This window comes from Stenotrophomonas sp. (assembly GCF_036662295.1).
Classification (GTDB): domain Bacteria; phylum Pseudomonadota; class Gammaproteobacteria; order Xanthomonadales; family Xanthomonadaceae; genus Stenotrophomonas.
Window position 1 is genome coordinate 1 of the sequence record NZ_JAVWXA010000036.1, and the last position, 13,684, is coordinate 13,684.

A 13,684-nucleotide genomic window follows, 5' to 3' on the forward strand; every position below is an offset into this window, starting at 1 on the left:
CGACGTGCGCCATCCATGGCGCACGACGGTCCCGCGAACCCGCACACCCCCACCCTCGATAGTTGGCCGGTGGCCGCCGGGAGAGCAAAAGCCGGGCACTTGCCGTTGGTCGGTGGTCGTTGAGGGCAACGGTGGCTGTGGGATGCCGGCCAGCGGCCGGCACTACCGGGTTTTTCTGTGCGCACCGGTCCACTGTCCTAGGGCGGGTACGGGCGTGCTTCAAAAAGCCTTGCCCCGCAGAGGGGGCGACGAAACAAAAAACGCCCCGGTCACCCGGGGCGTTTTGTCTGTCGCCAATGCGGCGCGAACCTCAGGCGGCAGCAGCGGCCTTGACCGCGCTGGACAGGCTGTCCAGCGTGGACTGCATCAGTTCGGCACTGTCGGCCTCGACGGTGACGCGCACCACCGGCTCGGTGCCCGACGGACGCAGGAACGCGCGACCGCGGCCGTGCACGGCCTGCTGGGCGGCCACCAGTGCGACCTGCACGGTGTCGGCCTGCACGGTGGCCTTGGCCGATACATCGCCCAGGCGCACGTTGACCGTCTTCTGCGGCACCTTGTGCAGCCCTTCCAGCGACTGCCGCAGCGTGCGGCCCTCGCGGCGCAGCACTTCCAGCACCTGCAGCGCGCTGACGATCGCATCGCCCGTGGTGGCGCGGTCCAGGCACAGCAGGTGGCCGGAGGCTTCGCCACCCAGCACGCCGCCGCCTTCGACCAGCGCCTGGTGCACGTAGCGGTCGCCGACGTTGCTGCGCACGAACGGCAGCCCGATGCGCTCCAGCGCCTGCTCCAGCCCGAAGTTGGTCATCAGCGTGCCCACCACCGGGCCGCGCAGGCGACCATTGCGCTGCCACGACGGGGCCAGCACATACAGCAGGTCGTCGCCGTCGACCGGGTTGCCCTGGTCATCGGCCATCAGCACGCGGTCGCCATCGCCGTCGAAGGCGATGCCCAGGTCCGCCCCTACCTCGCGCACCTTGGCGGCGAGGTTGTCGATGTGCGTGGAACCGACGCCATCGTTGATGTTCACCCCGTTCGGCTCGGCACCGATGGTGATCACCTCCGCCCCCAGCTCGCGGAACAGCAGCGGGGCGATGTGGTAGGTGGCGCCGTGCGCGCAGTCCAGCACGATCTTCAGGCCGCGCAGGTCGAATGCACGCGGCACGCTGGCCTTGCAGAACTCGATGTAGCGGCCCACCGCGTCGCGTGCGCGCATCGCCTTGCCCAACCGGTCCGATTCGGCGGTGGTGAAGGCCCCGTCCAGCGCCGCCTCCAGCGCCAGTTCGGTGGCATCGTCGAGCTTCTCGCCGTCGGCGGAGAAGAACTTGATGCCGTTGTCGTAGTGCGGGTTGTGTGAGGCACTGATCACGATGCCGGCATCGGCGCCCAGGGTGCGGGTGAGGAAGGCCACCGCCGGGGTCGGCATCGGGCCCAGCAACTGCACGTCCACGCCGCCGGCGACCAGGCCGGCCTCCAGTGCCGCTTCAAACATGTAGCCGGAGATGCGCGTGTCCTTGCCGATCACCACCACAGGGCGGTGCCCGGGACGATGGCCGTTGCGCTCGGTCAGCACGCGACCGAGCGCGTTGCCCAGGCGCAGCACGAAATCGGCCGAGATCACGCCCTGCCCGACCCGACCGCGGATGCCGTCGGTGCCGAAATACCTGCGCGCGCCCATCAGGCCGCCTCGTCGGCGACCGGCGCCGGCTGCCGGCCCAGCATGGCCAGCAGGTCGGCCAACCGCTCACGCAACTCGCGGCGGTCGCAGATCTGGTCGATGGCACCGTGCTCGAGCAGGAACTCCGAGCGCTGGAAGCCTTCCGGCAGTTTCTCGCGCACGGTCTGCTCGATCACGCGCGGGCCGGCAAAGCCGATCAGCGCCTGCGGCTCGGCGATGTTGATGTCGCCCAGCATCGCAAAGGACGCCGAGACGCCGCCGGTGGTCGGGTGGGTCAGCACCGAGATGTACGGCAGGCCGGCCTCGCGCAGCTTGCCGAGCGCGGCCGAGGTCTTGGCCATCTGCATCAGCGAGAACAGGCCTTCCTGCATGCGCGCGCCGCCGCTGGCGGAGAAGCACACGTAGGGCGCGCCGATCTCCACCGCCTTTTCAGCGGCCAGCGAGAAACGTTCGCCGACCACCGAGCCCATCGAGCCGCCCATGAAGGCGAAATCGAAGGCCGATGCCACCAGCGGGCGGCCCTTGAGCAGGCCCTGCATGGCGATCAGTGCGTCGTACTCGCCGGTGTTCTTCTGCGAGGCCTTGATGCGCTCGCTGTACTTCTTCTGGTCCTTGAACTTGAGCAGGTCGGTCGGTCCCAGGCGCGCGGCGATCTCGCTGGTGCTGTCCGCATCGAACAGCGAGGCCAGGCGGGCGCGCGCGCGGATGGCCATGTGGTGGCCACACTTGGGGCAGACTTCCAGGTTCTCTTCCAGCTCAGGACCGTACAGCGCGCTGCCGCAGTTGCTGCACTTCTCCCACAGGCCCTCGGGGACGCTGCGCTTCTTGCTGGGGACGTTGTCGGTGCGGATGCCAGACGGCATCAACTTGCTGAGCCAACTCATGCGGGATGCTACTTCCGTTCAGGGCGGCCCGAGGGCCGCAAAGGCGGACAGTCTAGCTCACCGTTTCCATGCCGGGGCACCCCCCGGCGCTTGCCGGGGGGATGGCGCAAACCATTCTGCTACGTACGTTTGACTGCTTCAGGCGGCGTCAAGCGCGTGTCGCAGCGGCGTGAGGAAGGCCTGCGCGGTCGCGGCGGCGGCCTGCGCATCGGCGGCCTCGCCCAGCGCGGCCACCAGCGCACTGCCGACTACCACGCCATCGGCCTCGACCGCCATGGCCGCGGCACTGGCGGCATCCTTGATGCCGAAGCCGGCCACCACCGGCACCTGCGAGCGACCGCGCAGGTCGCGCAGGCGCGCGCTGGCGGCGCCGCTGTCCAGGCGCTCGGAGGCGCCGGTGACCCCGGCGAAACTGACGTAGTACAGATAGCCCTGGGCCATCGCGGCCAGGGTATCCAGGCGCGCGTCGGCCGTGGTCGGGGACGCCAGCAGGATCAGGGCCAGGCCGGCGGCGGTGAAGATGTCGCGGGTTTCCGCCGCCTCTTCAGGCGGCAGGTCGACCAGCAGCACGCCGTCCACGCCGGCGGCGATGGCCGCCTGGGCGAAACGCGCGGTGCCGTGGATCTCCACCGGGTTGAGGTAGCCCATCAGCACCACCGGGGTGGTGGCATCGTCGCGGCGGAACGCGGCCACGGTATCCAGCACGTAGCGCAGCCCTGCCCCGCGGGCCAGCGCGCGCTCGGAACTGCGCTGGATGGTGGGGCCGTCGGCCATGGGGTCGGAGAACGGAATGCCCCGTTCGATCACGTCCGCGCCGGCGGCCGCCAGCGCGTGCATCACCGGCACGGTGGCCGCCAGGCCGGGATCGCCGGCGGTGATGAAGGGAATCAGCGCCTTGCGCCGGGCGCTGCGCAGGCGGGCGAAACAGGCATCGATACGGTCCAGGGACATTTCAGGCACATCCTTCAATCAGTTCAACGGCGCCGCTGGCGCCCCAGTACAACGTGGAGATTTTTCCGTCGAAGATCTCCAGCCGGATCGCCAGATCCGAGCCGGGGTCTTCCCAGGTGAGGTAGTGGCCGGTTTCCGGGTCGTAGGCATGCGGGCGGCGGGTACTGCCGGCCGGCAGGCGCTTGAGCGCCTCGGCCTCCGGCATGCCCAGGCGCAACCCGAACGGGCCGGCCTGGGTCGTCTCGTCCGAGTCGTCCAGCGGGGCCAGGTCGAAGCGCTGCACGTGCTCGTCATCGACCATCATCGAGATGCCTTCGGGCAGGCTGCCGCGTTCGTAATACTCGCAGCTGCCCAGCCGGCCGCCATCGCTGAGCCCGGCCGAGTGCCACTGCGCGTCGGCGTCGGCGGCGGTGAAGCGCTGCCCCACCAGCATGTCGCCGGCATGGTCCAAGGCCACCGAGACGATGGCCGGGGCGGCGTCATCGGCCGCCGCTGCCGGCGCTGGATCGTCCTCGATCGGGCGATGGGCGATGTCGTCGGTGCCGGCCGACGGCGGCGACGGCGTGGCGGCCCGCGCCTTGGGGGCGGCGGTGAGCACCGGCGGGTCCGGGGCGGCACAGCCGCTCAGGCCGGCCACGATCAGCAGCGCACGTCCCTGGCGCAGCACTGGATTCACAGGATCAGGCCCTCGCGCGCGGCAATGGTATGCACGTCCTTGTCGCCGCGACCGGAGAGGTTGCACAGCACCAGCTTGTCGCTGGGCAGGTCGCGCGCCAGCTTGATCGCCTGCGCCACCGCGTGGCTGGATTCCAGCGCGGCCAGGATGCCTTCGCTGTGGGCCAGCTGGTGGAAGGCGGCCAACGCTTCCTCGTCGGTGATGCCCACGTACTCGGCGCGCCCGGCATCGGCCAGGAACGCGTGCTCGGGGCCCACGCCGGGATAGTCCAGGCCGGCGGAGACCGAATGGGTCTCGATGATCTGGCCGTCGTCGTCGCAGATCACGTAGGTGCGGTTGCCATGCAGCACGCCCGGGCGACCGGCGGCGATGGAGGCGGCGTGGCGCCCGGTCTCGATGCCGTCGCCGGCCGCTTCGGCACCGACGATGCGTACCTGGCGGTCGTTGAGGAAGGCGTGGAACAGGCCGATGGCGTTGCTGCCACCGCCCACGCAGGCGGTGATCGCATCCGGCAGGCGGCCGTAGTCGGTGAGCATCTGCGCACGGGCCTCGCGCCCGACGATGGCGTTGAAGTCGCGCACCATGCGCGGGTACGGGTCCGGGCCGGCCACGGTGCCGATGATGTAGAAGGTGTCGCGCACGTTGGTGACCCAGTCGCGCATGGCTTCGTTGAGCGCGTCCTTGAGCGTGGCCGAGCCGGAGGTGACCGGGACCACGGTCGCGCCGAGCAGCTTCATGCGGTAGACGTTGATCTTCTGCCGCTCGATGTCGGTGGCGCCCATGTACACCACGCATTCCAGCCCCAGCCGCGCGGCCACGGTGGCGCTGGCCACGCCGTGCTGGCCGGCGCCGGTCTCGGCGATGATGCGGGTCTTGCCCATCCGCGCGGCCAGCAGGGCCTGGCCGATGGTGTTGTTGATCTTGTGCGCGCCGGTGTGGTTGAGGTCTTCGCGCTTGAGCAGGATCTGCGCGCCACCGACCTGCCGGCTGAGGCGCTCGGCGTGGTAGATCGGGCTGGGCCGGCCCACGTAGTGGGTGAGGTCCTTGTCGTAGGCGGCGATGAAGGCCGGATCGCGGCGGGCCTCATCGTAGGCGGCGGCCAGTTCCTGCAGCGGCCCGATCAGGGTTTCGGCCACGAAACTGCCGCCGTAGCGGCCGAAATGGCCGTTGGCGTCGGGGTAGGCGTGGAAATCGGTAATGGGGGATGCGGACATGGCGCGACAGCCGGTGGTGACAGGCTGATAATTTAGCGCACCTGTCATGACAGCAATATCGATATTATCTGCCCCAAATCGTCAGGAAAACTCACATGAGCCTCGCGCCCCTGCCACCGCTCAATGCCCTGCGCAGTTTCGAGGCCGCCGCGCGCCTGGGCGGGGTGGGCCGCGCCGCCGAGGCCCTGCATGTCACCCATGGCGCAATCAGCCGCCAGCTGCGCGTGCTGGAGGAGCATCTGGGGCTGGCGCTGTTCGAGCGCGAGGGCCGCGGGCTGCGCCTGACCGCGGCCGGGGTGACCCTCCAGCAGGCCTGTGCGGGGGCGTTCGGGCAGATCCGCGACGCGGTGGCCACCGTGCAGCGCCAGCAACGCCCCGAGGCGCTGGTGCTGGGCTGCAGCGGTAGCATCCTGGCGCGCTGGATGATTCCCCGGCTGCAGGCGCTGCAGGCCGACCTGCCGCAGGTGCCGCTGCACTGGTCGGCCCAGGACGGCAGCTTCACCGAGGCGCAGTACACGCTGGATGCGGTGCTGCTGCTGGCCCAGCCGCCGTGGCCACGGGGCTGGCAGGTGCGTGAGCTGGCCCCGGAGCGGGTGGGCGTGGTGGTCAGCCCGCAGCATCCGGCGGCAGCGCGGCTGCGCCACCAGCCGCCGACCGCGCTGCGCGGCGAGCCGTTGCTGCATACCACCTCGCGCCCGCAGGCGTGGCCCGCCTGGGCCCAGGCACACGGCGTGGACCCGGCGGCGCTGCAGCTGGGCAGTGGCTTTGAGCACCTGTACTACCTGCTGGAGGCGGCGGTGGCCGGATTGGGCGTGGCGATCGCGCCCGAGCCGCTGGTGGCCGACGAGCTGGCCGCCGGCCGCCTGCTGGCGCCGTGGGGCTTTGCCGCCACGGGCGGCTTCTGGGTGCTGGCCACGCCGGAGGGCCCGGGCGATGCACGGGTGGCGGCGTTGGCCGGCTGGTTGCGGGCGCAGTTGGACCGCTGACGGCGCGCCACGACCCACGGTCGTGGCCTACCGGGTGGGTCAGGCCGCGGTGCCGATCGCCAACCGCTGCTGCACGTCCTCGCGCAGGCGCGCCAGCTCCACTTCGGCCTGCTGGCGCTGCTGCATGCCTTCGCGATGGATCGTGCGCACCTCCTCCACCGTGGCGATCAACTGCTCGTGCACGTGGCGCAGGGTGGCCACGTCGATGACCGCGCGCTGGTTGGCCTTGGCCGTTTCCACCGTGGTCTGGCGCAGCAGGTCGGCGTTGCGGCGCATGAGCTCGTTGGTGGCATCGTCGATGGCGTTGGACAACGCCACCGCGTTCTTCTGCTCGCTCAGCGACAACTGGATGGCGAACTGGCGCTTCCACGAGGGGATGGTGATGTCGCGGACGGTGTTGAACTTCTCGATCAGCAGGATCGCGTTGGCCTGGATCAGGCGGATCATCGGCAGCGACTGGTCGGCCGCATGCTGCATCACCACCAGGTCGCCGACGCGCTTGTCGAGCAGGCGGATGGCGTTGTCCAGCTCGCCCTGGCGGATCCGCTGCTGCGGGTCGTCCTGGCCCTGCCCGGCCAGGTGTTCGGCCTGCAGCGCGGCCAGCCGGCGCTTGCCGGCGGCGATGTGCAGGCCCAGGCTGTGGCGTTCTTCGCGCACGATGTCGTGCATGCGGTCGAACTCGCCCACGCGCTGGCCCATCAGCACCTGCTGCGCGCCTACGTCGCCCATGAGCTGTTCGATCTGGCGATTGGTGTCGCTGAATTTCTGGACCAGCTCGCCCTTGGTGGAACGCAGCTTGTCGATCAGGCCACCGATGACCGGCACCCTGGAACGCTGGGCCAACCCGTCCAGCTTCAGCGAGCGGGCGATGCGCACCACTTCGCCGAGCTTGTCGCCGCTGGCATCCAGGTCGCGGTTGCGCACCTGGTCGAGCAGCTGGCTGGAGAAGGCGGCGGTCTTGGCCGCCGCGTCGCGGCCGAAGACCTGCAGGTTGCCCGGGCGGATGTCGTCCAGGCCGCGGCCGATCGCCTCGATCCGGGGCAGGTCCTCGCGGGCCAGGCCCAGTGCCTGCAGCACGCTGTCATCGACGACATCCACGCTGGGAACCACGGGCAGTGCGGCGTTGGGCTGGGCGTCCTGGGTCATCGGTGAAGCTCCATTCTGAGGGGCGGCCGGCCTGGCGGCGGCACGGACAGTGTACTTAGGGGAGTCTAGCCTGCGCCGACGCGACTTCGTCACGGATCTGCGCGAGCAGCCGTGCCGCCTGGCCCTGCTGCCGGGCCTGCGCCTGCACCTGGCCACTGGCGACGGCCTGGCGCCACGCCGGCAGCAGGGTGTCGGTGATGCGCTGCAGGTGCGCCAGCAGCGCGGCGTCCTGGGCCTGCACCAGGGCCGCCTCGGCCGCGGCGATGCGCTTCATCGCGGCCAGCAGGCGCAGGTGCGCCACGCGCTGCTGCAGCGCCGCGTGCAGGGGCCCGGTTGCCTCGCCGGGCAGCGTGGCCTGCAGCGCGCCGCCGGCATCGGCCCACTGGTCCAGCGCCTGCGCGGCATGCTGGTCCACGCTGACGGCCTGCTCGCTGGCCGCGATGAGGGCGTGCAGCGACTGCGCATGCGCCTGCGCGTTGAACAGCACCACGCCCAGTTGCGCCTGCAACGCGTCGGCGTCGGCCTGCTGCTCCACGTCGCGGCCAAGCAGCCGCCCCCACCAGCCGGTCTGTCGGCGCAGCCGTGCCGGATCGTGCGCCTGCAGGGCCAGGGCCAGCCGCGACAGCGCATCGACCAGGCCCGTGCGCGGGTCGCCATCGACGGCCCCCGTGCCCGGCACGCGCGGGGTCAACGCGTCCAGCAGCACGTCGCCGTACCGCGACAGCACGGCCGCGTCGGCGGCGACCGCGGCCGGTGGCAGGGGCAACGGCAGCGCGGGCGCGGCGGTCATGCGGGCGGCTGATCCTTGCCACGTTCCCACTGCGGCGGCAGGCTCGACTCACCGTAGAAGTGGCGCATCAGCGCCTCGTCCAGCGCGCGTTCTTCCGGGGTGGACGCACGCCGCGGGCGCACGCCGGGACGCGGTGCCGGGCCGTTCTCCATCTGCTGGCGCACCCAGCCGGCCAACAGCGCCAGCGTCTCGCCGGTGCGCACCTGCTGCTGGTGCGACTCGCCCAGCAGCTGCAGCAACGGGGCCAGCCCGGCCTGCAGGCCGGTGGCCAGCGGCTCGGTCGGCGCGGCAACCGGTGCGGTGGACGGCGGCGCGGGCGCGGGCTCGGCGCGCGCGGCCGACAGCCGTTCCAGTGCCGCCAGCAGGGCCGGCCACGGTGCCGGCTCGGGGGCCGTGGCGGCCACCGGCGGCGGCAGCTGCAGGGCGCCGGCGATATCGGCCAACTGCGCGACCACGCGCCCCCCCACGTCGCCATCCTCGGCGCCCATGGCCTTGTTGCGCAGGAAGTCGCGCTTGATCTGCTGCCAGCGCGCGAGCGCCTCGCCCTGCAGCAGGCCGCGCAGTTCGGCCAGCTTGAGCAGGTTCTCCTCGGCACCGGTGGTGAGCAGCTGCGCCTCGCCCATGTAATGGTCGGAGACCAGCTGTTGCAGCTCGGCCTCGTTCATCACCGGGGAGATCTTCTCCGACAGCTTGTTCATGTTGCGGTAGCTGCCCTGCAGCCGGAATGCCGGCTCGGTGCGGTAGCGGTCGTCCTGCGCGGCGCTGGCGATGTACTGCTGGTTGACCCGGTACACCACGTCGCGCACGCGCAGCATGCGCTGCAGGGTGGCCACGATCTCGTTGACCTCCGCGCCGCTGTAGGCGTGGCTGAGCGCGTTGGTGGAGACCTCCTTGCCCATCGCGCGATCCACCAGCAGGTACAGGTCGGCCATGTCGCGGGTGGCGAGCGGGGCCAGCACCGGGTTGGAGGTGAGGCTGTTCTCGATGTAGCTCAGGGTGAAGGCATCTTCCATGCCGCCGAGCACGTCGCCCAGGTTGTAGATGTCGGCGCGGTTGGCCAGCATGTCCGGGATCTTGAACACCTCGCCGGACTCGGTATACGGGTTGCCGGCCATCACCACGCAGAATTTCTTGCCACGCATGTCGTAGGTGCGGGTGCGGCCGCGCCAGACGCCTTCGATGCGGCGGGTGCCGTCGCACAGGGAAATGAACTTCTGCAGGAACTCGGGATGGGTGTGCTGGATGTCATCGACATACAGCATGGTGTTGTTGCCCATCTCCAGCGCCAGGTTGAGCTTTTCCAGCTCCTGGCGCGAGGTGGCGTCCGGGGCCTGGGCCGGGTCCAGCGAGCGCACCTCGTGGCCCAGCGCCGGGCCGTTGATCTTCATGAAGACCAGGCCCAGCCGGTGCGCCACGTATTCCATCAGCGTGGTTTTGCCGTAGCCGGGCGGCGAGATCATCATCAGCAGGCCCATCAGGTCGCTGCGCTTGTTCTCCCCGACCGTGCCCATCTGCTTGGCCAGGTTGTCGCCGATCACCCCGAGGTAGACATCGTTGATCAGCTTGTTGCGCACGAACGAGGACAGGGGCCGCGCCTTGAACTCGGACAGCCGCAGGTTGTCGCGTTCGCGCGCGACGATGCGCTGGCGCACGGCCTGGTAGGCATGGAAGGCCGGCACGAACACGCCGCTGTGGTGCTGCAGGCGCGCGAGGAAATCATCCAGCGACAGGGCCAGGCGGCCCTGCTGCAGGCGCGGGTGGTCGCCAAGCAGGCCCTCCACGGTGACCTGCAGGACGGTGTCGCTGGCGCGGGTGCGCAGCCCGCGCTGGACCAGCAGCAGCGCGGCGGCCTCGTCGGCATAGCCGGCATGGTCGGCCAGCGCCGGGGTGCGGCACAGCGCACGCAGCCACTGGCCGGCCAGCGCCCAGCGCGCGGCCAGGCCGTCCTGCTCGCGTTGCAGCGCGCGCTCCACGCTCTCGCGCTGGCCGGCGGCCTGCAGCTGCTGGCCCAGTGCGTCCAGCAGGGCCAAGGCGTAGCGGCTGCTGGCGAACACCGGTTCGCCACGTGAGAGTTCATCGGCCAGGTAGGCCGATGCGGCCGCGTGGTCGGCAGCGTTGAACGGCAGGCCGTGTTCGTCGCCGAAGGCAGCCAGGGCGAGCGTGATCTCCGCGCGCAACGCCTGCTGGCCTTCATCGGAGCCGAACAGGCGCGCGATCGCGTCGGCACCGGCCTGGCGGGCCGGCCACTGCAGCACCGCCTCGCGGCGCTGGCAGGCGGCCCAGAACAGCATCGCCAGCGCGCGCGCGCGGGGCGCGTGCAGCAGCGTGCCCGCGGCCTGCCGCAGCGGCAGCAGCGCGCGCAGGATCAGGCTGGCGTCATGGTCGTGGATGCCGCGCTCGTAGCCTTCGCGATACCGTGGGGCGGCAAAGTCGCGCACGGCGCGCTCCAGTGCATCGGGCGCGGCAGCCTCGTGCTCGAGCGTGGCCAGGTCCAGCCCCTCGCGGCCTTCCACGGCCGCACGCAGCACGCTGCCGGCCAGGTATTCGCCGCGGTAGAGCGTGTCCGATTCCGAATCCAGGCTCAGTTGCCAATACGGCTTGAGCTCGGCCAGCTCGGGATCGTGCAGGGCCTCCAGGAAATCGGTGCCGGTGAGGTGGATGGCCAGTTCGTCGCCGCGCGGCAGGATGGTCAGGTCCAGTGGCTGGGTGTTGACGCTGAAACGGTGGCGCGGGCCCAGCCGCACCACGTTGCCACCGGCCTCGAACAGGTCGCTGCGATCGCGCAGCGCGCGCACGGCCTGGTCACGCACGCCCTTCAGGCGCGACTCGATGTCGTCGGCCTTGACGCTGTCGCGCAGGCTGCGCAGCCGTTCGGCCAGTTCGCGCAGCTTGAGGATCAGCGGATCGCCGGCGAAGAACGCATTGAGTTCATCGGCGCTGGCAAAGCGTTCGGTGCGCTTGGCCAGCCCGTCCAGGATGCGGTTGGCCGCGTCCAGCACCGAGCGTGCCTTGCGCTGGCGCTCGTCCAGCAAGGCCTGCTTGTGCGCCTCGAAGGCATCGATCAGCTCTTCGCGCTTGGCCAGGATGTCGCCGAGGAACTGCTCGTGCTCGCCGAACTGGCTTTCCAGCTCTTCCAGCTGCACCAGCAGGCGCGACATCTGCTCGTCGGCCCGTTCGGGGTCGGTGGCCATCGCCAGCGCACTGGTGATGGCCTGGGAGAACAGCGCGAACTGCGCGGCGAACTGGGCCACCGCCTCGGCCGAGCCGAGCGTGCGACGGCGCTGCTCGGCGCGGGCGCGGGTCTGGTTCAGGCGCGCATAGAGGGCCGAGATCGCCTCGACCACGCGGGTGCGCGCGGTGGCATCGTCCACCTTCAGGCCGGCCATCAGCTCGGACAGCATGTCCAGGTCGGCGGCCATGCCGCGCAGGCCGGCCAGCTGTTCGTCCAGCACACGGGCGCTCTCGGCCTGCTGCGCGGCCTGGTCCAGCCCCTGCAGGCGTTCGGCCAGCGGCGCCAGCGCGGCGTCCCCGGCCAGGAACTCACCGGTGGCCGCGCCGATGGTGTCGTGCGCCTGCTGCAGCGCGGCGGTCATCGCATCGATCAGGTCGGTGTCGATGTAGCGGTAGTCACGGATGGTGAGCAGGTGGCCGCGCTGGGCCGAGATCGCATTGAGCGCCTCGACGAAGGCCTGTACCTCGGTCCAGTTTTCCGGCTGCAGCCGCGACAGCAGCGCCTTCTGCGCGCCTTGCGCCTGGGCCATGGCCTGGGCCGACTGCGCGCGGATCGACTGCACCTTCTCGTATTCGTCCAGCACCGATTCGCCGGTGCTGCTGACCTCGCGCAGCAGGCTTACCGCGCCACCGCATTGCTCGTCGTCCAGCCAGTGGTGGGCATCGAACAGGCGACGGGTCTCCTGCACCAGGCGCTGGTAACGCTGCACCGAGACGTCGTCGCCTTCGATGGTGCGGGCCAGGTCGAACAGGTTGGAGATGCCCCGGACCAGTTCGGCATTGCCGATCCGGCCCATGAACGTATTGCCCGGCGGCCGGCTGGCGGCGAACTCGTCGCTGCTGAAGGGGGTCTGCCAGACCTGCATGGCGTGGATGCGGGTCGGCTCGCTGCCTTCGGCATGGAACAGCACCATGCGCCCGTCGTGCAGGAACGCGTAGCCATGCCCGAACACCGGGTTCTGCAGCACGCGCTGGATGGTGTTGTAGACAAACAGCGCCGAGCGCCCGCCCTCGCGCTCGTAGAAGATGTAGAGCACGTCCTCGCCGTTGGGCGAGCGGATGGCGCGCTTGAACTGCATGCCGTCCATCGCCGCATCGAAGGCCTTGTGCTCGCCGCTCTGCAGGTAATAGCCGCCGGGGAAGATGATGCCGTGGTCTTCGGGCAGCTGCACGCAGGCCTGCACGATCGCATCGTTGCGGGTGATGTTGCCGGTGAGCGTGTTGTAGATCAGGCCCCGCCAGACGGTCTCGCGGTAAGGCAGCACCTTGAGCAGGATCAGCGAACCGACCCGGGCGAAATCGAACTGGGCATCGTCCAGCGACTGGGTGCTGTCCTCGACCGGCTCGCTGTAGACGCCCTGCCCGCTCTCGGTGTTGTTCTCCACCTTGATGGTGAGATCGCCACCGGTGGTCTCCACGAACAGGGTGTCGAGGATGTTCAGGTGCGCGTGGCGGCCGTTGACGGCCATGTCGCGGGTGGCGCGGGTCCATTCGAAGTCGAACGGCGGCGGCAGCGCGATGTCGCGCTCGCCGCGGGCATCGAGGTAGCTGAGCTCGCCATCGGCGGCCTTGGCCCAGCGGAACACGCGCACATCGCTGCTGCGCTCGCCGATCTGGAAGGCGGCCAGCAGCTTGTCGCCGATGACGATCAGCTGCAGCAGGCGCGCGTGCTTGTAATAGGCGTACAGCTCGTTGAAATCGTGCACGAAGCCGGGCTGGGCCAGGAAGCTGCCCTTGGCATCCACCGGCACCACGTCGTAGCCCTCGCTGGCCTGGACGAGGCGATACAGCCCGAACACGTCTTCAACCCGGGTCTGGGTCTTGAGGCCGATGAACACGTTGTAGCCGAACAGCAGCAGGTCCGGGCCGACCTGGACGATGTCGCGGCCCACGCAGTTGTTTTCGCTGCGGATGCGGAAGCGGCCACTGACCTCCAGCCGGCTGTCGCCGAACTCGGCCAGGCGTTGGCGGTTCAGTGCATCGGCGACCGTGCGCAGGCGGCTGCCCTGCTCGACCAGGCGGCGGCGCAGCACTTCATAGGCGCCGCCCTGGGCGACGGCCTGGTCGACGCTGGCGGCAGCTTCCGGCGCGGACGGCTCGGGACGGTTGGCGGTATCGGACATCGGGT

Annotated in this window: 9 protein-coding genes; 1 reads left to right on the forward strand and 8 read right to left on the reverse strand. The window is 70.3% G+C overall.

Annotated features, from left to right (window positions below):
- Positions 1-310 precede the first annotated feature (310 nt).
- The 5 genes from glmM to trpB form a co-directional block, all read right to left on the reverse strand.
- The gene (gene glmM, locus RSA25_RS09250; protein ID WP_332808597.1) at positions 311-1,678 is read right to left on the reverse strand and encodes a phosphoglucosamine mutase; all 1,368 of its coding nucleotides are present in this window, start codon (positions 1,676-1,678) and stop codon (positions 311-313) included.
- Entirely contained in the window at positions 1,678-2,562 is an 885-nt protein-coding gene (gene accD / locus RSA25_RS09255) for an acetyl-CoA carboxylase, carboxyltransferase subunit beta (protein ID WP_332808598.1), read from the reverse strand. The genes glmM and accD overlap by 1 nt, the downstream gene beginning before the upstream one ends.
- A 138-nt stretch (positions 2,563-2,700) precedes the next feature.
- Positions 2,701-3,507, reverse strand: coding sequence for a tryptophan synthase subunit alpha (gene trpA, locus RSA25_RS09260; protein WP_332808625.1), 807 nt, complete (start codon positions 3,505-3,507; stop codon positions 2,701-2,703).
- A 7-nt stretch (positions 3,508-3,514) separates the two neighbouring features.
- The gene (locus RSA25_RS09265) at positions 3,515-4,189 is read right to left on the reverse strand and encodes a hypothetical protein (RefSeq protein WP_332808599.1); all 675 of its coding nucleotides are present in this window, start codon (positions 4,187-4,189) and stop codon (positions 3,515-3,517) included.
- The gene (trpB, locus tag RSA25_RS09270; protein ID WP_332808600.1) at positions 4,186-5,403 is read right to left on the reverse strand and encodes a tryptophan synthase subunit beta; all 1,218 of its coding nucleotides are present in this window, start codon (positions 5,401-5,403) and stop codon (positions 4,186-4,188) included. Before trpB ends, RSA25_RS09265 begins: the two co-directional genes overlap by 4 nt.
- A gap of 95 nt (positions 5,404-5,498) precedes the next feature.
- On the opposite strand from trpB, the gene RSA25_RS09275 reads away from it, so the two are divergent.
- Positions 5,499-6,389 (forward strand): LysR family transcriptional regulator, encoded by an 891-nt coding sequence (locus RSA25_RS09275; RefSeq protein ID WP_332808601.1) that lies wholly within the window; start codon positions 5,499-5,501, stop codon positions 6,387-6,389.
- A 39-nt stretch (positions 6,390-6,428) separates the two neighbouring features.
- Here the strand turns inward: RSA25_RS09275 and RSA25_RS09280 are convergent, their stop codons facing one another.
- The 3 genes from RSA25_RS09280 to RSA25_RS09290 are packed head-to-tail and all read right to left on the reverse strand — an operon-like array spanning position 6,429 to position 13,679.
- Positions 6,429-7,535: a toxic anion resistance protein gene (locus RSA25_RS09280; protein ID WP_332808602.1), complete on the reverse strand. Its 1,107-nt coding sequence runs from the start codon at positions 7,533-7,535 to the stop codon at positions 6,429-6,431.
- 55 nt (positions 7,536-7,590) lie between these two features.
- Positions 7,591-8,325: a hypothetical protein gene (locus RSA25_RS09285; RefSeq protein WP_332808603.1), complete on the reverse strand. Its 735-nt coding sequence runs from the start codon at positions 8,323-8,325 to the stop codon at positions 7,591-7,593.
- Complete coding sequence (locus tag RSA25_RS09290) at positions 8,322-13,679, reverse strand: DNA repair ATPase (RefSeq protein ID WP_332808604.1); 5,358 nt, start codon at positions 13,677-13,679, stop codon at positions 8,322-8,324. Before RSA25_RS09290 ends, RSA25_RS09285 begins: the two co-directional genes overlap by 4 nt.
- Positions 13,680-13,684 lie beyond the last annotated feature (5 nt).